This window comes from Janthinobacterium sp. 1L-D-8-B-C4 (genome assembly GCF_057291295.1).
Window position 1 is genome coordinate 375,808 of record NZ_JBXAVX010000001.1, and the last position, 22,744, is coordinate 398,551.

The 22,744-nt window shown below is 61.8% G+C and carries 23 protein-coding genes and 1 tRNA gene; 16 read left to right on the top strand and 8 right to left on the bottom strand.

What is annotated here, in order from left to right; all coding sequences use genetic code 11:
• Positions 1 to 100: 100 nt before the first annotated feature.
• Positions 101 to 1,195 (top strand): chorismate synthase, encoded by a 1,095-nt coding sequence (aroC, locus tag AC0Z42_RS01720; protein WP_485466498.1) that lies wholly within the window; start codon positions 101 to 103, stop codon positions 1,193 to 1,195.
• Between the two features lie 114 nt (positions 1,196 to 1,309).
• On the opposite strand, the gene AC0Z42_RS01725 is transcribed toward aroC, so the two are convergent.
• Positions 1,310 to 2,806: an HDOD domain-containing protein gene (locus AC0Z42_RS01725; RefSeq protein ID WP_485466499.1), complete on the bottom strand. Its 1,497-nt coding sequence runs from the start codon at positions 2,804 to 2,806 to the stop codon at positions 1,310 to 1,312.
• Positions 2,803 to 4,530, bottom strand: coding sequence for a putative bifunctional diguanylate cyclase/phosphodiesterase (locus tag AC0Z42_RS01730; protein WP_485466500.1), 1,728 nt, complete (start codon positions 4,528 to 4,530; stop codon positions 2,803 to 2,805). The genes AC0Z42_RS01725 and AC0Z42_RS01730 overlap by 4 nt, the downstream gene beginning before the upstream one ends.
• A 384-nt stretch (positions 4,531 to 4,914) precedes the next feature.
• On the opposite strand from AC0Z42_RS01730, the gene AC0Z42_RS01735 reads away from it, so the two are divergent.
• The 4 genes from AC0Z42_RS01735 (at position 4,915) to AC0Z42_RS01750 (ending at position 8,318) form a co-directional block, all read left to right on the top strand.
• Complete coding sequence (locus AC0Z42_RS01735) at positions 4,915 to 6,609, top strand: isovaleryl-CoA dehydrogenase (RefSeq protein WP_485466501.1); 1,695 nt, start codon at positions 4,915 to 4,917, stop codon at positions 6,607 to 6,609.
• 159 nt (positions 6,610 to 6,768) lie between these two features.
• Positions 6,769 to 7,419 (top strand): uracil phosphoribosyltransferase, encoded by a 651-nt coding sequence (gene upp / locus AC0Z42_RS01740; protein ID WP_485466502.1) that lies wholly within the window; start codon positions 6,769 to 6,771, stop codon positions 7,417 to 7,419.
• Between the two features lie 22 nt (positions 7,420 to 7,441).
• The gene (locus AC0Z42_RS01745) at positions 7,442 to 7,804 is read left to right on the top strand and encodes an Hpt domain-containing protein (RefSeq protein WP_485466503.1); all 363 of its coding nucleotides are present in this window, start codon (positions 7,442 to 7,444) and stop codon (positions 7,802 to 7,804) included.
• A gap of 310 nt (positions 7,805 to 8,114) precedes the next feature.
• The gene (locus tag AC0Z42_RS01750) at positions 8,115 to 8,318 is read left to right on the top strand and encodes a cold-shock protein (protein ID WP_010398811.1); all 204 of its coding nucleotides are present in this window, start codon (positions 8,115 to 8,117) and stop codon (positions 8,316 to 8,318) included.
• Between the two features lie 95 nt (positions 8,319 to 8,413).
• On the opposite strand, the gene AC0Z42_RS01755 is transcribed toward AC0Z42_RS01750, so the two are convergent.
• Positions 8,414 to 9,325, bottom strand: coding sequence for a LysR family transcriptional regulator (locus AC0Z42_RS01755; RefSeq protein ID WP_485466504.1), 912 nt, complete (start codon positions 9,323 to 9,325; stop codon positions 8,414 to 8,416).
• 172 nt (positions 9,326 to 9,497) lie between these two features.
• Here AC0Z42_RS01755 and aceB point away from each other — a divergent pair, with 172 nt between their 5' ends.
• Complete coding sequence (gene aceB, locus AC0Z42_RS01760) at positions 9,498 to 11,096, top strand: malate synthase A (protein ID WP_485466505.1); 1,599 nt, start codon at positions 9,498 to 9,500, stop codon at positions 11,094 to 11,096.
• A gap of 70 nt (positions 11,097 to 11,166) precedes the next feature.
• Here the strand turns inward: aceB and gloB are convergent, their stop codons facing one another.
• On the bottom strand, positions 11,167 to 11,976 hold the full coding sequence (gloB, locus tag AC0Z42_RS01765) for a hydroxyacylglutathione hydrolase (protein WP_485466506.1): 810 nt from the start codon (positions 11,974 to 11,976) through the stop codon (positions 11,167 to 11,169).
• A 19-nt stretch (positions 11,977 to 11,995) separates the two neighbouring features.
• Between gloB and AC0Z42_RS01770 the strand changes: the two genes are divergently transcribed.
• The 5 genes from AC0Z42_RS01770 to AC0Z42_RS01790 all read left to right on the top strand — a co-directional run bounded on the left by AC0Z42_RS01770 (position 11,996) and on the right by AC0Z42_RS01790 (position 14,622).
• Positions 11,996 to 12,772 carry a class I SAM-dependent methyltransferase gene (locus AC0Z42_RS01770; protein WP_485466507.1) on the top strand — a complete coding sequence of 259 codons (777 nt, stop codon included), beginning with the start codon at positions 11,996 to 11,998 and terminating at the stop codon, positions 12,770 to 12,772.
• Positions 12,765 to 13,202: a ribonuclease HI gene (gene rnhA, locus AC0Z42_RS01775; RefSeq protein ID WP_485466508.1), complete on the top strand. Its 438-nt coding sequence runs from the start codon at positions 12,765 to 12,767 to the stop codon at positions 13,200 to 13,202. Before AC0Z42_RS01770 ends, rnhA begins: the two co-directional genes overlap by 8 nt.
• Positions 13,203 to 13,290: 88 nt before the next feature.
• Positions 13,291 to 14,004, top strand: a complete 714-nt coding sequence (dnaQ, locus tag AC0Z42_RS01780) for a DNA polymerase III subunit epsilon (protein ID WP_485466509.1) — start codon at positions 13,291 to 13,293, stop codon at positions 14,002 to 14,004.
• An 85-nt stretch (positions 14,005 to 14,089) separates the two neighbouring features.
• Positions 14,090 to 14,164, top strand: a tRNA-Val gene (locus AC0Z42_RS01785).
• A gap of 329 nt (positions 14,165 to 14,493) precedes the next feature.
• On the top strand, positions 14,494 to 14,622 hold the full coding sequence (locus tag AC0Z42_RS01790; protein ID WP_485466510.1) for a hypothetical protein: 129 nt from the start codon (positions 14,494 to 14,496) through the stop codon (positions 14,620 to 14,622).
• Between the two features lie 195 nt (positions 14,623 to 14,817).
• Here AC0Z42_RS01790 and AC0Z42_RS01795 read toward each other — a convergent pair whose 3' ends face one another.
• Complete coding sequence (locus AC0Z42_RS01795) at positions 14,818 to 15,018, bottom strand: hypothetical protein (RefSeq protein WP_485466511.1); 201 nt, start codon at positions 15,016 to 15,018, stop codon at positions 14,818 to 14,820.
• 36 nt (positions 15,019 to 15,054) lie between these two features.
• Between AC0Z42_RS01795 and AC0Z42_RS01800 the strand changes: the two genes are divergently transcribed.
• Positions 15,055 to 15,225 (top strand): hypothetical protein, encoded by a 171-nt coding sequence (locus AC0Z42_RS01800; RefSeq protein WP_485466512.1) that lies wholly within the window; start codon positions 15,055 to 15,057, stop codon positions 15,223 to 15,225.
• Between the two features lie 125 nt (positions 15,226 to 15,350).
• On the opposite strand, the gene AC0Z42_RS01805 is transcribed toward AC0Z42_RS01800, so the two are convergent.
• Positions 15,351 to 16,100: an SDR family NAD(P)-dependent oxidoreductase gene (locus AC0Z42_RS01805; protein ID WP_485466513.1), complete on the bottom strand. Its 750-nt coding sequence runs from the start codon at positions 16,098 to 16,100 to the stop codon at positions 15,351 to 15,353.
• Between the two features lie 123 nt (positions 16,101 to 16,223).
• Here AC0Z42_RS01805 and AC0Z42_RS01810 point away from each other — a divergent pair, with 123 nt between their 5' ends.
• A complete protein-coding gene (locus tag AC0Z42_RS01810; protein WP_485466514.1) occupies positions 16,224 to 17,129 on the top strand; it encodes a LysR family transcriptional regulator in 906 nt (301 codons plus the stop codon).
• A 15-nt stretch (positions 17,130 to 17,144) separates the two neighbouring features.
• Here the strand turns inward: AC0Z42_RS01810 and AC0Z42_RS01815 are convergent, their stop codons facing one another.
• Complete coding sequence (locus AC0Z42_RS01815) at positions 17,145 to 18,224, bottom strand: DUF1176 domain-containing protein (RefSeq protein WP_485466515.1); 1,080 nt, start codon at positions 18,222 to 18,224, stop codon at positions 17,145 to 17,147.
• A gap of 90 nt (positions 18,225 to 18,314) precedes the next feature.
• Entirely contained in the window at positions 18,315 to 19,610 is a 1,296-nt protein-coding gene (hmgA, locus tag AC0Z42_RS01820) for a homogentisate 1,2-dioxygenase (protein WP_485466516.1), read from the bottom strand.
• Positions 19,611 to 19,730: 120 nt separating this feature from the next.
• Between hmgA and AC0Z42_RS01825 the strand changes: the two genes are divergently transcribed.
• From AC0Z42_RS01825 to AC0Z42_RS01835, 3 genes are read left to right on the top strand one after another with little or no spacing between them, the layout of a single operon-like run.
• Positions 19,731 to 20,636, top strand: coding sequence for a LysR family transcriptional regulator (locus AC0Z42_RS01825; protein ID WP_485466517.1), 906 nt, complete (start codon positions 19,731 to 19,733; stop codon positions 20,634 to 20,636).
• 44 nt (positions 20,637 to 20,680) lie between these two features.
• Positions 20,681 to 21,289, top strand: coding sequence for a glutathione S-transferase family protein (locus AC0Z42_RS01830; RefSeq protein WP_485466518.1), 609 nt, complete (start codon positions 20,681 to 20,683; stop codon positions 21,287 to 21,289).
• A gap of 38 nt (positions 21,290 to 21,327) precedes the next feature.
• The gene (locus AC0Z42_RS01835) at positions 21,328 to 22,716 is read left to right on the top strand and encodes an amidase (RefSeq protein WP_485466519.1); all 1,389 of its coding nucleotides are present in this window, start codon (positions 21,328 to 21,330) and stop codon (positions 22,714 to 22,716) included.
• Positions 22,717 to 22,744 lie beyond the last annotated feature (28 nt).

Here is a 22,744-nt window from a genome sequence, read left to right on the forward strand (position 1 = left end):
CACATTTTCAGCCGAAACGCTGCGGCAGCCAGCCGTCGTCAGGGTAGGGCGGGGCACAGGCTGGTAGAATGGTGTTTTCCAGTCTTCCATATTCCCTACTATGTCCGGCAACTCTTTTGGCAAGCTGTTTACTGTTACCACTTTCGGCGAATCGCATGGTCCGGCCATCGGCTGTGTGATCGATGGCTGCCCGCCCGGGCTGGTGTTGTCCGAAGCCGATATCCAGCCCGAGCTGGACCGCCGCAAGCCCGGCACCTCGCGCCACGTGACGCAGCGCCAGGAGTCCGATACGGTAGAGATCTTGTCCGGCGTGTACCAGGGTGTGACCACCGGCACGCCGATCGCCTTGCTGATCCGCAATGAAGACCAGCGCAGCAAGGATTACGGCAATATCGCCGAGAGTTTCCGCCCCGGCCATGCCGACTACACCTACTGGCACAAATACGGCGTGCGCGATCCGCGCGGCGGCGGGCGTTCCTCGGCGCGCCTGACGGCGCCGGTGGTGGGCGCGGCGGCGATCGCCAAGAAATGGCTGCTGCAGCAGTACGGCACCACCTTCAAGGGCTGCATGAGCCAGCTGGGCAATATCGCGGTGCCGTTCCAGTCCTGGGATCACGTGCACGCCAACCCCTTCTTTGCCGCCAGCGATGACGCCGCGCTGATTGCCAGCATGGAAGAGGCGATGGACCAATTGCGCCGCGACGGCGACTCGATCGGCGCCCGTATCGATGTGATTGCGCAGAACGTGCCGGTGGGCCTGGGCCAGCCGATCTATGACAAGCTCGATGCCGACATCGCCTACGCGATGATGGGCATCAATGCGGTAAAAGGCGTGGAAATTGGCGCCGGCTTCGATTCGGTGGCGCAAAAAGGCTCGGAACATGGCGACGAACTGACGCCGGAAGGCTTTGTCGGCAATAACGCCGGCGGCGTGCTGGGGGGCATCTCGACGGGGCAGGACATCAGCGTCTCGATCGCCATCAAGCCCACCTCGTCGATCCGCACGCCGCGCCGTTCGATCGATAAAGAGGGCAATCCGGTGATGGTGGAAACCTTTGGCCGCCACGACCCCTGCGTGGGCATTCGCGCCACGCCGATCGCCGAAGCGATGCTGGCGCTGGTGCTGATTGACCATGCGCTGATGCACCGCGCGCAGTGCGGGGATGTGGCTGTTTCGACGCCGAAGTTGAAATAAGAATCGCGTAGGTCGGATTAGCGCTTCGCGCGTAATCCGACATCATCGTTGGCCGCGTTAACAATGTTGTCGGATTACGGCGCTTCGCGCCTAATCCGACCTACGCGGTAAACGTTACGCCACCTTGTTCGCCACCAGCTCCAGCTGATGCCGCATCTCCACCGACTGCACCAATAACGCCCGGATATCGTTGATCAGGTTGAATTCCGTCTGGTTCAGCTGGATCGGCGGGAAGCTGTCGTCCCAGTCGCCGTATAAAAATCCCGTCGGGTGGCCGTTGGCCGACAGCGGCAGCACCACGAAGCTGCGCGCGTCCGACAGCGTGCTTTTCCACCATTGCGGCAGCTTGGCGGCGAATTTCGGGTCGCGCGCATTGTCGATGAAGATCACGCGGTCGCTGTTGAGGGCGGCATGGAACACGTTCGGCTCGTAGGCGTCGCCGAACACCATCAGGTCCTGCAGTTCGGCCGCGCCTTCGCCCATGCAGATGCGCGCCGAGTACAGGTGTTCCTTGTGGTTGCGCACAAAGGCCACCGAGCGCGAGAAATCAAAGCCTTGGTGCAGGGTTTCGAGCGCCATCGAGACCATCTGGCCCGGATTGGCGGTGCCGATGGCGCCGCGCAGGTCCGACAGGCCGCCGATCAGGATGCGATTGCCTTCGGCGCGCAAACGGGTCGACGCCAGCTGGCGCGCGCGCCGCTCCATCGGTTTCGACAGCGGCGCGATGGTCAGGTCGGCGGCCGCCATGACCTTGGCCTTTTCCACCGCTTCGAGCACCGTTTCAGGCTGCATGCCCAGCATGCCGGCGTAGTTGCCGATCAGTGCTTGCACTTCGGCCGCGCCGTTGGCGTCGTCATGCCACAGCGAGTCGGCGCAGCGCGCCGCCATGGTCGACAGGCCGGCCATCCAGTCGGCGCCGCTCACCACTTCATCGGGCTGCATCGGACCCAAAGGGCGCATGCCGTCGATCAGGTGCTGCGGCAAGCCCCAGTGCGCAGCCGTGGCATAGCCCACTTCGGGAAGGGTGAGACCGAGGATTTCCGGCGCCGCCGCCGCTTCGTTGCCGGGGCCGCCGTGCGCCTGCAGCCGCGCCCAATAGTCGGTCATATAGAAGGTGACCATCATGCGTCCCAGGGTATGCAGCATCGAACACACCACGGCCTGCTCGGCCTGCAGGCTGCCGGCGCTGGTGGCCACCTGCTGGGCTACCATGCCGGCCAATACGGCTTTTTCCATCTCGACGTGGGCGCTGACCGAATCCGGCGTCGCCTGCGACAATTCCTCGATCAGTTTCAGGCCCAGCGCCAGGTGGCCGATGGCGTCCATGCCCAGCACCAGCACGGCTTTCGACACCGTGTTGACGCGCTGGCCGAAGGCCGAGTACATGCCGCTGTTGGCCAGGCGCAGCACCTTGTGCGTCAGGACCGGGTCCGACAGCACCGTTTGCGTCATGTCGAATGCGTGATCGTCTTCGCCGCGCATGGCGCCCAGGATGGCGCTGATGGCCTTGGCAAAGCCGGGCATGTCGCCTTGCTGGCGGGTGCGCGACCACAGCAGTTCCAGGGTGTTCCTGCCGAGCTGAGTCGGCGCGGTGTAGTGGCCTCGGTTCATTGCACGCCTCCGCGCAGCTCGCCGGGAACCAGCGCCGCATAGGTTTTTTCGCTCAAGGCCGATAGCGCCGCGTGGGCGGGCATCGGTTTTCCGGTCAGGTAGCCCTGCACATACTGGCAGCCGCGTGATTCGATGAAATGCATTTGTTCTTCAGTTTCCACCCCTTCGGCCACCACCGACAGGTTCAGGTGTTTGGCCAGGTCGAGAATGGTGTTGCAGATGGCGGCGTCCTTGCTCGATTCGGGCAAGTCCTTGATGAAAGTACGGTCTATCTTCAGCACCGAGATCGGGAAGCGCTTCAGGTAGGCCAGCGAGGAGTAGCCGGTGCCGAAGTCGTCGATGGCGATGCGCGCGCGGCGTTCCGTCATCTTGACCAGGATGGCTTCGGCGTGCACCGGGTCGATCATCAGCGTGCCTTCGGTAATTTCCAGCACCAGGTTGTCGCCGGACAGGCCGGAAAACGCCAGCGCGTCGTCGAGCACGTCGAGGAATTTATCGTTGCGGAACTGGCGCGGGCTGATATTGACCGAGATATACAGGTGGCGCTGCGCTACCTCCTGGAACTGGCGCAGCTGCACGCAGGCCGCTTTCAGCGCCCAGGCACCCAGCAGGTTGATCAGGCCATTGGCTTCGGCGATCGGGATAAAGCGCACCGGCGGCACCAGGCCCAAAGTAGGGTGCTTCCAGCGCATCAGCGTTTCAAAGCCCTGGATCTGGCGAGTGCGCGCGTCGACGATGGGCTGGTAATACAGCAAAAATTCGCCTTCGCGCACGGCCTGGAACATGGCCGCTTCGAGCGAGATATCGTGTTCGGACGGGCCGTTCAGGCGCGGGCTGTAGATCAGGCAGCGCGCCTTGCCGGTTTCCTTGGCGCGCGACATGGCCGCGTCGGCCAGCGCGACGAGGCGCACTTCGTCTTCCGCATGCAGCGGATAGATCGACACGCCGATCGAGGCGCCGACATAGATCTTGTGGCCATCGACCTCGAACGGCGCCTGCAAGGTGGCCAGCAAACGGCCGGTGACCAGCTTGATCTGCGCGTCGGTGGCGCTGCCGGGCAGAACGGCGACGAATTCATCGCCGCCGGCGCGCGCCAGGGTGTCGCTGTCGCGCAAGGTCTTGCGCAGGCGCGCGGCGGCCAGGCGCAGCACGGCGTCGCCGACCGGGTGGCCCAGGCCGTCGTTGACTTTCTTGAAGCCGTCAAGGCCGATGGTGGCCACCGAAAAGCCCTGGCCCGAACGCGCCGCCTGGGCGATCACCATCCGGATGCGGTCCGACAGCAGCAAGCGGTTCGGCAAGCCCGTCAGCGCATCGTGGGTCGCCATATGGCGCAGCCGCTCTTCCGTATTGTGCTGGGCCGAGGTGTCGCGCCCGACCACCAGCAATTCGGCCAGGCCGGCCTGGTTTGCATAGGACGACAAGCGCAGCTCGAACCAGATCTCCTGTTCCGGCGTTTGCAGGCGTACTTCCAGGCGGCCCGGTACTTCGAGCGCGTCTTGCAGCGCCGCCTGCAGCGCGGCGCGCGAAGCTTCGGCCGCCAGCGGCAGCAGCAAATGGCCGACCAGGCCGGCCGCTGCTGCGAACAGGATGGCGGCGCGCTGGCTGGCAAACAGGATCACGCCGTCCGCATCGAGCCGGAACACGATATCGCCGGCCTCTTCCATGAGGTTGTCCAGCTCGTGGCGTGTCTCGCGGTGGGCGGCGGATGGGGTACTGGAAAACATCGTGCTGGCTCTACCTTTATCAGTGCTGCCGCCCAACTATGCGCATGGCGGCAAGCAAAATCATTGCGCATGGCGCGCCGCCTCATGGGCAGTGCGCCTGGTCAGGGGAATCATCTTGACAGGACGGCAATACATCGCCGTAGCCTTCTCGCTGGAACCCGATTTATAGGAAATGTATCATTGAAAACCTGACAAAAACATGAAATTGAGCAACATTCCTTCAAGTAATAGAAAGAGTGTTGTTCATCCTGAAATCCCATGGCCGTGCGGCGTCACGCTTGCCGGCACCGTGCCTTTGCGCTAGTCTCGCAGGCAGGCTGGCGCGATTGCGTGCCGCCTGCCTGCCCAGTCCGCCATGATAGCAAACCGCAATGGGGAACCGCCATGAATGCTTGTCAACAGCAGGAAAATACGCATGAAGTTTTCAACCAGGCCACGCCTTTCGAGAACATCAACCTGTTTGCCTGCGATCCGGCATTGCAGGAGGCGGTGCGGCGCGAAGGAGGCGAGGCGGCAGCGGCCGGGCTGGACGCCTTGGGTGAACGGCTCGCTAGTGCCGAGCTGATCGCGCTGGCGCGACTGGCCAATGTGCATGGGCCGCAATTGCATCAGTTCGACCGCAGCGGACGGCGCATCGACGAAGTGGAATTCCACCCCGCCTGGCATGGCCTGATGGAGGTGTTCATCGGTGCGGGACTGCACGCCGCACCGTGGTCCGCGCCGGGACCGGGTGCGCATGCGGCGCGCGCCGCTGCCTATATATTAGTGGGGCAGCTGGAAAACGGCGCGCAATGCCCGGTCACGATGACCTTTGCGTCGGTGCCGGCGCTGCACCAGGCGGTGGGCCTGCCGCAAATCATGGCGCGCTGGCTGCCGAAGATCCTTTCGCGCGACTACGATCCGCGCTCATTGCCGGTCGAGCAGAAGCGCGGCGCGCTGATCGGCATGGGCATGACGGAAAAGCAGGGCGGCTCCGATGTGCGCACTAATACTACCTGTGCCGAAGCGCTGCCTCTGCTGGAGGCGCAAGCACTGTTCGGCGACGAGGCTGCCGGGGTGTGCCGCATCGTCGGCCATAAATGGTTTTTCTCGGCGCCGCAAAGCGACGCCCATCTGATTCTGGCGCAGGACGGCGACGCTGCGGGCCTGTCGTGCTTCTTCCTGCCGCGCTACCTGCCCGATGGCAGCCGCAACGCCATCCGCGTGCAGCGCCTGAAGGACAAGCTGGGCAACCGTTCGAACGCCTCGGCCGAAGTGGAATTTGCCGGCGCGTATGGCTGGCGGGTGGGGGTGGCGGGCAGGGGCGTGCCGACCATCATCGAAATGGCCAGCCATACGCGGCTCGATTGCGTGCTGGGCAGCACCGGCATCATGCGTGCCGCCCTGAGTCAGGCGCTGCACCATGCGCGCCAGCGCACGGCCTTCGGCAAGGTGCTGGCCGAGCAGCCGCTGATGCAGAACGTGCTGGCCGACTTGGCGCTGGAATCGGAAGCGGCTACCGTATTCGCCATGCGCCTGGCGCGCTGCTTCGATCAGAAAGAAGACGCGGCGCAGGCCGCGCTGGCGCGTGTGCTGACGCCTGCCGGCAAGTACTGGATCTGCAAGCGCGGGCCGGGCTTTGGTGCCGAGGCGATGGAGGTGTTGGGCGGCACCGGCTATGTGGAAGAGGCGCCGCTGGCGCGTCTGTACCGCGAATTGCCCGTCAACTCGATCTGGGAGGGATCGGGCAATGTGATGTGCCTGGACGTGCTGCGCGCCCTGGCCCGTTCGCCGGTTGCGCGCGCGGCGCTGGCGGCCGAGCTGGCGCTGGCCGGCGATGCCAACGCCACCTTCGTGGCCTATCGCGCGCAGCTGCTGCAGGCGCTGGAGCAGGCCGATGCCGACGAATTCGGCGCACGCAGTTTGTCCGAGCGCATCGTGCTGGCGGTGCAGGCGGCCTTGCTGCTGCGCCATGCGCCGGCCTTTGTTTCCACGGCGTTCGTTGCCTCGCGCCTGGCGCAGGCGCCGGGCGGCGCCTATGGCCGCCTGCCCGCCGGCACCGATTGCCCGGCCATCCTGGCGCGCGCCTTGCGCGAATAGTGCACGAATAGTGAACATTACTTGGTGTAATTATTTCGTAAATTCCAGCCACAGCAATGCTTGGGGCTGGGATAATGCGGTCATATATCACCAATAGATAGCGATGCGCAGGCCTGGTCCCTTGCTGCCGCGCCGCGCTTGAAGAAAGAGCACAACCACATGAAACAAGATCCACGCTTTCCCAATCTGTTCATCACCGATCATCCGCTGATCCAGCACAAGCTGAGCCATATGCGCGAGCACGACACCTCGACGCGCACCTTCCGTGAGTTGCTCAAGGAAATCACCCTGCTGATGGGTTATGAAATTACGCGCGACCTGCCGCTGACCACCCGCGAAATCACGACGCCCTTGATGACCGTCGATGCGCCCGTCATCGCAGGCAAGAAACTGGCCATCGTGCCGATCCTGCGCGCCGGTATCGGCATGAGCGACGGCTTGCTGAACTTGGTGCCGTCGGCCAGGGTCGGCCATATCGGCGTGTACCGCGATCCGGCCACCCATATGCCGGTGGAATACCTGGTGCGCCTGCCGGACCCGAGCGAGCGTACCTTTATCCTGTGCGACCCGATGGTTGCCACCGGCAACTCGGCTGTGTACGCCGTCGACGTGCTGAAAAAGCGTGGCGTTTCCGATGAACAGATCATCTTCCTGGCGCTGGTGGCTGCACCGGAAGGCGTGACGGTATTCCAGAATGCCCATCCGAACGTCAAGATGTATGCTGCCGCGCTCGATTCGCACCTGAACGAGCATGCTTATATCGTGCCGGGCCTGGGCGACGCGGGTGACCGCATCTTCGGCACCAAATAATTCACTCACGGGTATCACCAACATGGCAACCTTGATCGACCCCGACTTCCGCGCCCGCTTGCGCGCCCTGAATGACAAATATGCGGCCGGCGTGCCAGCGCTGATGCAGGCGATCGCCGCTGCCCAGGCCCGCTGCGACAGCGAAGGGCCGCGCCTGGAGCAGCTGACCGCCTTGCACCATGCCTTGCACGCGGTAGCCGGTTCGGCTGCCACCTTCGGCTTTGCCACCCTGGGCCAGGAATGCCGGCGCCTGGAGCAGCTGGCGCGCCAGTTATTGAACCAGCCGGCCAATGTGCTGGCCGAGTGGCCATTGCTGAGCGCGCAGGTCGGCGCCTTGCTGCGCTGGGCCGCGATTGACCCGGCCGCCACGCATTTTTCGGCTTGAGCGACAATGTTAGTTGGGCGTGGTTCAAATGATATATTTGATACAACGCAAAGCGTACGCGGCTCGGATTAGGATATAGTGTGTTCATGCCGCAGCATCAGCGGCGCCGCAAGACCGGGATTTTTGGCTGTTTTGACTATGAAAGTAGGCCTCGCAAGTTTATTTTGCGAAAAAATGGTTTTTCCCAGTTTTGTTGGTATAATTGGGCATCGTTGGATTCGAGGTAGTAGTGCAGTTTGTCTGTCATTTCTTTCTTGCTTCAAACGATATAACGGGCGCAAGCCCAACTTAACTGAAATAGGAAATTGTAATGGCAACTGGCATCGTAAAATGGTTCAATGATTCGAAGGGTTTCGGCTTTATTACCCCTGACGAAGGCGGCGAAGATCTGTTCGCTCACTTCTCGGCTATCCAGTCGAACGGCTTCAAGTCCCTGCAAGAGAACCAACGCGTTTCTTTTGAAGTGACCGCTGGCCCTAAAGGCAAGCAAGCTTCGAACATTCAGCCAATCTAATACGCTGGATCAAACGAAATAAAGAAATCCTCGGTCTCCGGGGATTTTTTTTCGCCTGATGCTTTGTAAAAGTTGTGATTGGTGCCGCACCGGTGTCAAATTGCTCGTTCTCTCCAGTAATCGGGCTGCGAATAGCTGTGCCGCAAAAAATCCACAAACGCCCGTATCCGTAGCGGCAAATGCCGGCGCTGCGCAAACACGGCATAAATATCGTTGCCCGGTGCCGCAAACTGGTCCAGCATGGTCACCAGCTGTCCCGATTCAATCTCCGCGCCCACTTCCCACATCGACCGCCACGCCAGCCCTTTGCCGGCCAGCGCCCAGTCGTGCAGCACTTCGCCATCATTACAGACCATATTGCCCGACACTTTCAAGGTTACGTTCTTGCCGTTTTCACGGAAGGTCCAGCCGCGCTGGCTACCCTCACCACTGATCACCAAGCAATTATGCTTGATCAGGTCGGCCGGCACGCGTGGCGTACCGGCCCGCTTCAAGTAGGCGGGGGCACCGACCACCACGCGGTGATTGTCGGCCAGTTTGGTGCTGACCAGGGATGAGTCGGACAGGCTGGCAATGCGGATCGCCACGTCGAGGCCTTCGCCGATCAGGTCGACCAGCCGGTCGTTCAGGTTCAGCGCCACCGTTACATCGCGGTGCTCTGCCACAAACGAGGGGATCAGCGGCGCCACGTGCTGGCGGCCAAAGCCCGCTGGCGCGGAAATCAACAGGTGGCCGCTGGCTTTCACGCTGCGCTCGGCCACCGCCAGTTCCGCTTCTTCCAGCTCGGCCAAAATCCGCTGACAGTCGTCCAGGAAGGCCGCGCCCTCATTGGTCAGGGCCAGCTTGCGCGTGGTGCGCTGCAGCAGCTTGACGCCCAGGCGCTGTTCAAGCGCATCGAGGCGGCGTCCTATCATGGCCGGCGCGATGCCCTCGGCGCGCGCGGCGGCCGACAGGCTGCCCCTGGCGACGACTTCCACGAAGGTCGAAATTTGCCGGAACTGTCCCATGATGCCCTTTCACTTGTGATAAAAACGCATGGATGAAGTGATTTTTAATCTCGTTTCCATGCCTAATAGTGAATATACTATACAACAACAGCACGCGGAACGACCGTGCCGCAACATCGCCACAGCTTATACTTTGCCAGCCAGATTACCTTTACTTATAACGGAGAACATCATGACGCAATCCCCCATCGCTTTGCCGGAAGGCATGCAGATCACTGGCGAAATCGCGCCTGGCTACGAGCAGATCCTGACGCCCGCAGCGCTGGCGCTGGTGGCCAAGCTGACGCGTGAATTCGAGCCGCGCCGTCAGCAATTGCTGGCCGTGCGGCTCGAGCGCGCCAAGCGCCTCGATGCCGGCGAGCGTCCTGATTTCCTGCCAGAAACCGCGCATATCCGTGACGGCGACTGGAAGATCGCACCGATTCCGCAGGCGCTGGAATGCCGCCGCGTGGAAATCACCGGCCCTGTCGAGCGCAAGATGGTCATCAACGCCTTCAATTCGGGCGCCGACAGCTACATGACCGACTTCGAAGACTCGAACACGCCCAACTGGGACAACCAGATCACCGGCCAGATCAATATGTTTGACGCTGTGCGCAAGACCATTTCGCTGGAGCAGAACGGCAAGTCGTACAAGCTCAACGACAAGATCGCCACCTTGGTGGTGCGTCCGCGCGGCTGGCATCTCGATGAAAAGCACGTGCTGGTCGACGGCAAGCGCATTTCGGGCGGCATTTTCGATTTCGCGCTGTTCATGTTCCATAACGCCAAGGAACAGCTGGCGCGCGGCGCCGGCCCGTATTTCTATCTGCCCAAGATGGAATCGCACCTGGAAGCGCGCCTGTGGAACGATATTTTCGTCATGACGCAAAACGAGCTGGGCTTGCCACAAGGCACCATCAAGGCCACCGTGCTGATCGAAACCATTTTGGCCGCTTTTGAAATGGATGAAATCCTGTATGAGCTGAAAGAACACAGCTCGGGTCTGAACGCGGGCCGCTGGGATTACATCTTCTCGTGCATCAAGAAATTCAAGCTCGACAAGGACTTCTGCCTGGCCGACCGCGCCAAGGTCACCATGACGGCACCGTTCATGCGTGCCTATGCCTTGCTGCTGCTGAAAACCTGCCATAAACGCGGTGCGCCGGCGATCGGCGGCATGGCGGCATTGATTCCGATCAAGAACGATCCTGAAAAGAACGATGTCGCCATGGGCGGCGTGCGCAACGACAAGGCGCGCGATGCGACCGACGGCTACGACGGCGGCTGGGTCGCCCATCCTGGCCTGGTGGAACTGGCCATGGGCGAGTTCACCAAAGTGCTCGGCGACAAGCCGAACCAGATCGACAAGCAGCGCCCGGACATTGACGTCAAGGCGGCCGACCTGCTGAACTTCCAGCCGGAAGCGCCGATCACGGAAGCGGGTTTACGCTACAACATCAATGTCGGCATCCACTACCTGGGCAGCTGGCTGGCCGGCAATGGCTGCGTGCCGATTCATAACCTGATGGAAGACGCCGCGACCGCCGAAATCAGTCGCTCGCAAGTGTGGCAGTGGATCCGTTCTGCCAAGGGCGTGCTGGAAGACGGCCGCAAGGTGACGGCCGAGATGGTGCGCGCCATGATTCCGGAAGAACTGGCCAAGGTGCAGCGCGATGCGCCGGGCGGCGATGGCCCGACCTATGTGCGCGCCGGCCAGATTTTCGAGGAGATGTCGACTTCGGAGTCGTTTGCCGAATTCCTGACCTTGCCACTGTATGAAGAAATCTGATTTTTAGCGTACCCAGCATGAAAAATCCCGGCATGCCGGGATTTTTTACGTGCACAGCTGCTGCAGCAACTTAAAAATTGTTTTTCCACATGCGCAGCGCTGCAAACGCTTCCACCGGCGAGGCATCGTTGCCCAGCTTGCCGGCCACTTTCAGGCTGGTCAGGATGGCCGGTTCACGATAGCGCAAAAAGGGATTGGTGGCTTTTTCCAGGCCTATGGTCGACGGCACGGTAGGCAAGCCCTGCTGGCGCTTTTCCGTATCGACGGCCACTCGTTCCTGCAGCGCCAGGTTGCCAGGCTCGACCGCGCTGGCAAAGCGCAAGTTGGACAGGGTATACTCGTGTGCACAATACACCAGCGTATCGTCGGGCAGGGCGGCCAGCTTGCCCAAGGAGTCGGCCATCTGGCCCGGCGTGCCTTCGAACAGGCGGCCGCAACCGCCGGCAAACAGGGTGTCGCCGGAAAACAGCCACGGCGCGCCATTAGTCTCCGTGCCCTGGCGCACATAGGCAATATGGCCTTTGGTATGGCCGGGTACATCGATCACGCTCAGTTGCAGGCCCAGTTCGGCAACAAGGGCGACATCATTTTCTGCCAGCGGTTCCGTGATGGCTGTGATAGCCTCGTTGCGCGGACCGAAGACGGGAACGGTGAAATGCTGTAACAATTCAGGCACGCCACCGGTGTGGTCGGCGTGGTGATGCGTCAGTAGAATGGCGCACAGGTTCAGGCCATGTTGCGCAAGCGCGGCGAGGATGGGCCTGGCGTCGCCAGGGTCGACCACGGCGGCCTGCTTGCCGTCATGGATCAGCCACAGGTAATTGTCGTTAAATGCGGGCACGGCAAGTACCGATAAAGCGTGTTCAGGGGAGTTGGTCATGTGTAAGAGAGAAAACTGAATGGACAGTGCGGCATCCGAAAAATCCATTATAGCGCTTGACGGCTGGTTGCAGACACCGGCCGGCCTGTACGTGCGTCAATGGGAACAGCAATGCCTGGACAGCCTGACGGTCGATATCTTCGGTTTTAACGCCGTGCAACTGGGCCTGCCGCAGTTCGACGCGCTGGCCGCCAGCCGCATGCCCAACAAATGGCAGATTGACGCGCGTCTGCCTGGCAGCCAGCCGCAGGGCAGCGCGCTCAAGCTGGTTTCGGCGTTTGACGAGCTGCCTTTCGATTCGCATAGCCTGGACCTGGTGGTGTTGCCGCACGTGCTTGAATTTGCCGCTGAGCCGCACCAGGTGCTGCGCGAAGTCGAGCGCGTGCTGATCCCGGAAGGCCAGCTGATCATCTGCGGCTTCAATCCGGCCAGCCTGTGGGGCGCGCGCCAGGGCTTGGCCCGAATCACCGGGCGCCATTACCTGCCCAGGGCAGGCGAGCTGATCTCCATGCCGCGCATGAAGGACTGGTTGAAATTGCTGAACATGGGCGTGAGCCGCAGCCATTTCGGCTGCTACGCGCCGGCCTGCAAGACCGATAAATGGCTGCGCCGCCACGCCTATATGGACCGGGCCGGCGCGCGCTGGTGGCCATATCTGGGCGCAGTGTATATAGTGCAGGCCATCAAGCGCGTCAAAGGGATGCGCCTGATCGGTCCGGCGTGGACCAAGAAACCGGCGACGGCGCCCGCAGGCGCACCGGTTACCAATAAAAGGCGGGAACAGGAACATGGATAAGGTTGAAATTTACGCCGATGGCGCATGCAAGGGCAACCCCGGCACAGGCGGCTGGGGCGCGCTGATGGTGGCCGATGGCGCCAAGAAGGAAATTTACGGTGGCGCACTCGATACGACCAACAACCGCATGGAATTGCAGGCCGTGATCGAGGCGCTGACGGCGCTCAAGCGCCCCTGCCAGGTGGTAATGTATACCGACAGTCAGTACGTGCAAAAAGGCATCAGCGAGTGGATCCATGGCTGGAAGGCGCGCGGCTGGAAGACAGCCGCCAAGGCGCCCGTGAAAAACGTCGACCTGTGGCAGGCCCTCGACCTGGCCCAGTCCGTGCACCAGGTGGAATGGCGCTGGGTGCGCGGCCACAACGGCCATCCGGGCAATGAACGAGCCGATCAACTGGCCAACCTGGGCGTGGAAACCGTGCGCGCCTAGCGTTGTATCGGCGTTCGCCATGACGGAATGAAGGACGCAGGTTTGCTATACTGCGTCCTTCGCTTTTTTGCTTTTATGTGAGTGCCTCATGCGTCAAATTGTTCTCGATACTGAAACCACCGGCCTGAACCCGCGCACGGGCGACCGCATCCTGGAAATCGGTGCGGTCGAGATGATCAACCGCATGCTGACCGGGAATAATTTTCACCACTACATCAATCCCGAGCGTGATTCGGAAGAGGGCGCGCTGGCAGTCCACGGCCTGACCACCGAATTTCTCAGCGATAAACCGAAGTTCGCCGAAATCGCCGACGAATTCCGCGCCTACATCGCCGGCGCCGAACTGATCATCCATAACGCCCCGTTCGACATCGGCTTCCTGAACGCCGAATTCAAGCGCATGAATTTGCCACCCGTGCAAGAACAGGTACACGGCGTGATCGACACCCTGGTGCAAGCGAAGGAAATGCATCCCGGCAAGCGCAACTCGCTCGACGCCCTGTGCGACCGCTACGGCGTCTCGAACGCCCACCGCAAGCTGCACGGCGCGCTGCTCGACTCGGAACTGCTGGCGGACGTCTACCTGGCCATGACCCGCGGCCAGAACAGCCTCAGCATGGAAGAAGAAGTGGCCGCCCCCGTCGATGGCGCCATCCTGGAAATCGTGCCGCTGGCCGAAGTCATCTTCCAGGCCGCCAGCGCCGACGAAATCGCCGCCCACGAAGCCACCATCGCCGGCCTCGACAAGGCCGTCAAAGGCCAGTGCATCTGGACCGCCGTCAGCACCGCACCCGCGGCCTGAAAGGAAAGAATGGCCGGTTTACATTTTTTTCTTGCCCCGGCCCTTGCAGATGGCGCAATACGTATGCGATAATTCGCCTCGCTTCGGGAGGTTAGCTCAGGGGTAGAGCACTGCATTCACACTGCAGGGGTCGCAAGTTCGAAACTTGCACTTCCCACCAAGAATTCGCTGTATATCAAGCACGTAAATGAAAGCCGTTCATCTGATTCAGATGCACGGCTTTTTTTATGCATGTAAATGATGCCATTTCGATTGAGTCCGCTGGACTGTCCCTCGTACTGCAAAGTACACTCTATATAACCTGATTGTCTTCGTTTATATAATATTTCTGCTGACTCTTGCATATCTGAGAATAGATTGCCCAGATTCCCTATGTGTCGATTTTGGTCAATCGTTTCCATTTTGCATCAGTAAAGTCAAATTGATAAGCAGGCTTTTGCACCTGAGCTTTGATATTCCGTATTAATCAAAAACGACGTGAGGAAAAATATGAAAGACGTAAAAGTAGATGTGCGCGTCAATGTAGACGTTGATGCGGCAAGCGTGATTTTGATGCTTGCATCTGCTGTAATTTTAAAATTTCTCTACAAGCAACACAAGGCAGAAAAGTTAAAATGACAAGCCCCGTGAGTTTGGGGTGTACATTGGCGTTTAGCGCAGGCTAAAGGTTCTGACTACAAGAGTCTGTTACCAACCTTGGCGCAAACGGAAGGTTTGCCAGCTACCGCGGCGAGCTCAAAGCAGCCCGCGCGCGGAACGGCGCCAACTTCGCCCATGAGGGCGACGTGATGACCAGTACAAAGTTTTGAAAAATTACTTTACCGGCCCATGCAATGCAACCAGGCCCTGGAAAACCGCAGCGATCACAGCGGGGTCATTTTGAAACGCGCTGTCGAAATGAATGCCCACCAAAGTCCGCGCATTTTTAAGCAGGGCCCCGCCAACCGCTTCAATTTCGCGTGCCCTTTCTTGTACCTCAAGTTCGACGTCCGAATCCCATGGTTCTACGGTCATATTCAATCTCCAGTGTCGGTAAAAGGTAATCCTATCATGATCATCAATCCACCCCAGGTTACTCTCCACCACATGGCGAACCAGGCCGCGCCCGCCTTTTCACTGATCCGCAAGGTCTGCACTTGCGGCAAGGCCAGCGCCACCAGGCAACTGTCCCAGCACGGCGAATGCGTCGCCTGCGCGCTGGCTGCGCGCGAGAATGGGTGAAGGAGGGCGCCGCCTGGGACGCGCAAGCTGCCCAGGCACTTTGATGCGCATGCAGTGCAATGCTTGATTCAGCGCAAACTGGTACTCCGACGACTTGGCTCCTGAATGTCAAGTTCCCCCCTCCCTCAAATCTGCTGCAACCCCCCATCCACAAACAACTCAATCCCATTCACAAAACTTGCATCATCCGACGCCAGGAACACCGCTGCTTTCGCGATCTCGTCCGGTTCGCCGACCCGGCCCATCGGGATCAGGGTCGCCAGGTGGTCGAGGAAGCCTTGCTGCTGGCCCGCATCGTCACCGACCAGTTCCACCAGGCCTGGAGTCTTGATCGGGCCGGGGCTGAGGGTGTTGACGCGGATGTCGCGGCCTTTCAGGTCCAGGATCCAGTTGCGGGCAAAGGCGCGCACTGCTGCTTTTGACGCCGCGTAGACGCTGAACGCTTCGGTGCCGCCGCTCGCTGCGGTCGAGCCGGTCAGTATCACCGACGAGCCCTTGCCCAGCAGGGGCAGGGCGGTCTGCACGGTGAACAGGGTGCCCTTGACGTTGCGCGCAAAGGTGTCGTCGAAGTGCTCTTCGGTAATCTGGCCCAGCGGCAGCAGGGAGCCGCCACCGGCATTGGCGACCAGGACGTCGAGCTTGCCGTGTTTTTCCTTGACGCGGTCGAACAGGGCTTGCAGTTGCGCCAGGTCGGTCGAATCGACGCGGGCGCTTTCGGCGGTGCCGCCGATGGCTTGCACTGCGGCATCGAGCTCGGCCTGGCGGCGGCCGGTGATGTAGACGTGGGCGCCTTCGCTGACAAAACGTTTTGCGATGGCCAGGCCGATGCCGGTGCTGCCGCCGGTGATGACGGCTACTTTTTCTGCGAGTTTCATGATGTTTTTCCTTGATCTGGTGAATGGGTATGGCTGCAGTGTGCCTCGCGAACGCCGCCGTGATAAGACAGGCCACGCTCATATCAGCTATGCTTCAGTTGCATGAATTGATCGTGGAGAGGTATGAAAATGGATAAATTGCTGTGGATGCAGTGCCTGGTGCGCGCTGTCGAGACAGGCAGCTTTTCGGCGGTGGCGCGCGAGCTGGGCATCGGCCAGCCGAATGTCAGCCGGCATATCGCGTCATTGGAAAAATCGCTCGATACGCGGCTGCTGCATCGCTCGACGCGCCAGCTGGTCGCGACGCCGGAAGGGCAACGCTATTACGCGCAGGCACGCCAGGCGCTCGATCTGATCGCGCAGGCGGACGCCGATGCGCGCGGCCAGCAAAAGCCACATGGCTTGCTGAGGGTGTCTTGTGCGCCTACGCTGGGCACGGAAAAAATCATCGTCGCGCTGCCGGATTTCCTGGAGCGCTATCCTGATGTCGAGGTGGAGCTGCGGCTGGGCGACGATTACATCGATCTGGTCGCGGAAGGCGTCGATATCGCCATTCGAGGCGGTGTCCTCAAGGACAGTTCCTTGCGGGCGCGCCGTGTCGGCACCTCCGAGCGCATTTGCGTGGCCAGCGCGACCTATCTGGAAAAACATGGTGTGCCAGAGCAACCGGCCGATCTGCTGCAGCACCAGTGCCTGATCTATACCTTGATGACGGGTGGCGGCGGCTGGCCGTTCAAGGACGGCGAGGTGCATGTACAGGGCCGCTTGCGGCTGAACAGCCTGGAAGGCATACGCAAAGCGGTGCTGCAGGATATCGGCATCGCGTATTTGCCATCGTGGACCGTGGCCGAAGAGCTGCGTATCGGCAAGCTGCGTGCCGTGCTGAGCACGCATGCGGCCGGGCGCTCCCCACTCAATGCCGTCTACGCTGCCGAGCGCTTGCTGCCCCGGCGCGCCGCCGTGTTCATCGATTTTATTACTGCCTTGTTTGCGGCCACGCCCGGGCTCGATGGCAATTCGATTTCCTGATTCTCTTGCCGTGTGTCAGCGCGCCGTGCCGTCGCTCTCGCGCACCGTCGTCACATAGGTCGGCAAGTCCCAGGCGCCGCCAGGCGCGACCAGGCGGCACATGCCGGTCGACGATTCCTTGGTCCAGACAAATTGCTGGCCATCCCAGGTATGCACGGCCGAATTCCAGCAGTCGCCCAGGCCGCGTCCTTTGTGCGACGCTGAAATCTCGCCAACGCTGTAGTCGCTGGCATCGCCGGCGACACTGGCCGGCGCATACGGTGCTGCGGGATTGATCATCCAGAACATCACCGACTGATTGTAGGCAAACGTCTCGCAGACCATGCCCGCCAGCCATTTGGTCGCCGACAAACGATGGACGCGCAGTTCGCCCGCCGCCTCCTGGCCTGCGGACGGAAACATGCCGGGACATTCGTCTTGGCTGGAAACCTTGCGCAGCGCCTGCACGATGTCGGCCCGCTGCGCCGGCTGCAGAAACAGATCTTTCCTGTTTTCACGCGGCATGGGGCCGGCGACCACCACTGGCGCCACGCTCGGCTGCAGCACGCCGGTTTCAGGCTTGCCGCCTTTGCGCACCAGAGCGCCGATGGTGCCGATGCGGCCCTGGGCTTCGTCCATTTTCAACAGAACGGCACTGGCGCCGGCGGTGGACAAGGTCCAGTCCTGCTTGCCATTGGAAAATACCAGGTTTGTGGACTGCAACAGCGCCGGCAAGATGACGGCCAGCGTTGCGCCGTTCAGGGGGCTGGACTGGGCGCCAGGGACCAGGTCGATTGTCCCGAGTTTGCGTGCGCCGGACTTGATCACCAGGTGAGTGGCATTGGCGGCCAGTGCAACATCGCTCTCGGCATAGGAGCCCAGCTGGATCTTCGCGCTCACCGCCTGTTTGGCGCCTGCGTCGCGCACCAGCAGCAAGGATACGGCCGGCTCGGCGCCCTCGACCTGGTAACCGGCGGCGCGGCAGGTGCCCGTGTTGTCGCAGGCCAGTTCCCAGTCCTTGTGCGAGAAACTGATGCCCGGCTTGTCAGCGGCATGGCCGAGACCGGGAAGGGCGGATGCGCCACTCAACAAGATGATGGCCAGGCCTATGTTCATTTCAACTCCACTGATCGATCGATCCCCATTATAGGGCCGGATGGGCCCGGCTTCGAACTCAGTTGGCTGGCACCTGCCGAGGGGAATGCATCAAGGTTTGGCCGGATCGAAATGCTTGCCGATGCCCATCCAGCACTCAAAGTAGTCAGGCTGCAATTGCGGCGAGGCCAGCGCGTGGGCGGTCGGGCACAGCACGCTGCGCGTTTCGAACATGAAGGCCATGGTGTTGTCGACCTTTTGCGGCACCCTGGTATCGATGCTGCTGGCCTTGTCGAAGGTGCCCGAGTCGGGGCCGTGGCCGCTCATGCAGTTGTGCAGGCTGGCGCCGCCGGGGCGGAAACCGGCGGATTTCGCATCGTACTGGCCGTGGATCAGGCCCATGAATTCGCTGGCCACGTTGCGGTGGAACCAGGGCGGGCGGAAGGTGTCTTCGGCCACCAGCCAGCGCGGCGGGAAGATCACGAAGTCGAGCGTATCGACGCCGGGGGTGTCGCTGGGCGCCTGCAGCACCAGGAAGATCGACGGGTCGGGGTGGTCGTGGCTGATCGAACCGATGGTGTTGAAGTGGCGCAGGTCGTATTTATACGGTGCGTAATTGCCGTGCCAGGCGACGACGTCGAGCGGCGAGTGGCCGATTTTGGCCGTCCACAGGTTGCCGCAGAACTTGGCCACCAGTTCGAACTCGCCTTCCACGTCTTCATAGGCCGCGCAGGGTGTCAGGAAATCGCGCGGATTGGCCAGGCCGTTCGAGCCGATCGGACCCAGGTCGGGCAGGCGCAGCAGGGCGCCGAAATTTTCGCAGATATAGCCGCGCGCCTCGCCGTCCGGCAGCAGGGCCTGGAAGCGGATGCCGCGCGGGATCACGGCGATTTCCTGCGGTTCGATGTCGATCACGCCCAGCTCGGTGCGCAATTGCAAGCGGCCCTGCTGCGGCACGATCAGCAGTTCGCCATCGGCCGAATAGAAATAACGGCCCTGCATGTCGCGGTTGGCCGCGTACAGGTGGATGGCGCAGCCCGTTTGAGCGGCCGCCGAGCCGTTGCCGGCCATGGTCACCCAGCCGTCGATAAAGTCGGTGGCATCGACAGGCATCGGCAGCGGATCCCAGCGCAGCTGGTTCGGCGGCGCTTCGACCCGCTCGAAATCGGTGGCGATGCGGCCATTGTCCAGGCGCTGGAACGGCCGGTGTATGGCGGCCGGGCGGATGCGGTACAGCCACGATCGGCGGTTATGGCTGCGTGGCGCGGTAAACGCCGTGCCCGACACTTGCTCCGCGTACAGGCCATAGGCGGCGCGCTGCGGCGAGTTGCGGTGGGCGGGCAGGGCGCCGGGCAGGGCCTCGGTGGCAAATTCATTGGCAAAGCCGGATTGGTAGGATGCATTCATCGTGTTTGTCTCCATGGTGATGGCAGGCCCTACTCTAGAACGTGGGATAATATTTGACGAGATAAATAGGTGAATACAGAGTATTTACAATATGAATAGCCCCCGCTTGAAAGCCTCGCCATGATCGACGTTCGCAATATCGACCTGAACCTGCTGGTGGTATTCCACGAGGTGTACCGCGAACGCCAGATTTCAAACGCGGCCAGGCGGCTGCGCCTGAGCCAGTCGGCCGTCAGCAATGCGCTGGGGCGGCTGCGGCGCACCTTTGACGATGAACTGTTCGTGCGCACCGCGCAGGGCATGCAGCCCACGCCCTACGCGCAGCTGCTGGCCGAGCCGGTGGCCAGCGCCCTGGCAACACTCGCCGAGGCCTTCAGGCCGCCGCAGGCCTTCGACGCCGGCAGCAGCGCGCGTCATTTTCGCCTGGCCATGAGCGACGTGGGCGAAGTGTATTTCATGCCGGTACTGATTGAATTGCTGCGCCAACAGGCGCCCACCGTGCAGGTCAGCACCGTGCGCGCCGGCGCCATCGACATCAAGACCGAGATGGAGGCGGGCCGGGTCGACCTGGCGATCGGCGCGTTTGATGATGTGTCGGGCGCGCTGTACCAGCGGCGGCTGTTCGAGCAGGCCTATGTGACGATGTTCCGCAAGGGCCATGCGCTGGCACGCGGCAAGCTGACCCTGAAGCGTTTTTTGGACTGTGAACACCTGCTCGTGGCCTCGTCGGACAGCCCCTACGACAAGGTCAATGCGCTGCTGGAAAAAGCCGGCGTGCGCGCCGCCACCAGTTTCCAGGTGCCGCATTTCACGGCCGTGCCGTATATCGTCGGCAGCACCGACCTGGTGGTGACGGTGCCCGAAAAGCTGGCGCAGCGCGCGGCCGCCCCGTTCAACCTGGCTTATTTGCGCCCGCCTCTAGAGTTGCCCTCGCTGCAAACGAATATCTTCTGGCACCGGCGCTATACCCAGGATGCGGGCAACCAGTGGCTGCGCAACCTGCTGGCCGAAACGTTCGCCGAATAGCGCTGATTCTGCATTACCATGGTGCTTTGCTTACAAGGAACACCATGGCCATCCGCATACATCATCTGAATCAAAGCCGCTCGCAACGCATCGTCTGGCTGCTCGAGGAACTGGGGCTGGACTATGAACTGGTGCGCTACCAGCGCGACGCCGTCACCCATTTCGCGCCGCCGGAACTGAAAGCCATCCACCCGCTGGGCAAGTCGCCGCTGCTGGAAGTCGATGGCGTGCTGATCGAAGAGTCGGGCGCCATCGTGCAATATTTGTGCGAACAGCATGGGCGGTTTTTGCCGGCCGCCGGTTCGCCGGACGCGCTGCGCCATCTGCAACTGATGCATTTTGCCGAAGGCTCGGCCATGATTCCGCTGCTGCTGCGTATTTATGTGTCACGCTTGGGTGACGGCGGCGCGCCGCTGCACGGGCGCATCGATGGCGAGGTGGTCAGCCATTTTGACTATCTGGAAAGCATCGTGCAGCCGTCCGGCCATTTTATCGGCGAGGGACTCACCGGCGCCGACATCATGCTCAGCTTCCCGGTCGGGATTGCCGTCAAGCAGCCGGAAGGCGCACGCTGGCCGAATCTGCAGGCGTTTATGCGCGCCATCGAAGCGCGCCCGGCCTGGCAGAAGGCCATGGCCATCACCGAAGGCTGATCAGGGCGCGCGATGGACAACTTCCCGAGAGACTTGACTTGAACGGTCCGGACGCCGTGGCCTTGCTGGCGGCGCTGCGCCAGGGCACATTGAGCGTGGAGCAACTGATGCAAAGCCAACTGGCGCGGCTCGACCAGGTGCAGCCGCAGATCAATGGCGCGACGCGGATTTTTCACGATCAGGCGCTGGCGCAGGCACGCCTGCTGGACGCCAGCGGCGACAGGTCGCTGCCGCTGTTCGGTTTGCCATGCAGCGTCAAGGAAACCTTTGGCCTGGCCGGCGAGCCGCTGACGGCCGGTTCCCTGCGCATGGCGCCGCAAGTCCCCACGGAAGACGCGCAGATCGTGCGCCGCCTGAAGGATGCCGGCGCGATCGTGATTGCGCGCAGCAATGTGCCGGAGTTCGCCATGACGGCCGAGAGCGTCAATCCGCGCTACGGGCGCACCCGCAATCCGCTCGATGTCGATCGCGTGGCCGGTGGGTCGAGCGGTGGCGAGGGCGCGTTGGTCGGCTCGGGCAGCTCGGTGTTTGGCGTCGGCTCCGATATCCTCGGCTCAATACGCATCCCCGCCGCCTTTTGTGGCGTGGTCGGCTTCAAACCCCATTCCGGCGCCGTCGACCAAAGCGGCACCTGGCCGGTGGTCACCGGCAACACACAATCCTGGCTGGGCCTGGGGCCACTGACGCGCAGCGTGCGCGATGCGCGGCTGGTCTACGACGTGATTGCCAGGCAGCCGGTTCCTGCTGCGCTGCCCGCCACTGGCCGCATGGTGATCCCGGGCGGTTTTCCGCTGGCAATGCAGCAGCCCTGCATGGCCGGGGCGCTGGCCGCCGCCAGGACCGCCTTGCTGGAAGAAGGCTATCGCCAGGAGGCGCAGGATTTTTCGGACGTTCCCTATTTATACAACCAGATACCCAAACTGATTCTCGATGATTTCTACGACGGCTGGCTGCGCCTGCTGTCGACACCCGAGGCAGGGCGCTTTTCGCCGTGGGCCGAGTTGCTGCGCCAGCTGATGAAAAAGCCGACCATCGACGAAGGCCTGCTGCGCTGGATGCTGATTGCGCCGCTGATGAAGCCGCGCAGCGCGGCGAAGGTAAGCACGATCGCGGTGCGGTTTGCCGAAGCCAGGTCGCGCTACCAGGCAATGCTCGGCAGCGATGGCGTGATGGTGTTGCCGACCCTGGGGCTGCTGGCGCCCCGCCATGGGCAGATGAACCGGCTGTCGTTGAAGCCTGGTGTGAATGGCTGGTTTACCGCCCATACGCTTGGCAATTACCTCGACTTGCCGGCGATTGCCATTCCAGCCTGGAAATTTACTGACCCGGCCAGCGGCTTGCCGCCGAGCATATCCGTGATGTGCGCACCGGGCGCGGAAACACAGCTGTTTGCAGCCGCCACACGCATCGAGGCCGCGCTGAACTGAGCTTGTTTTCATGTTGATATTATCAATA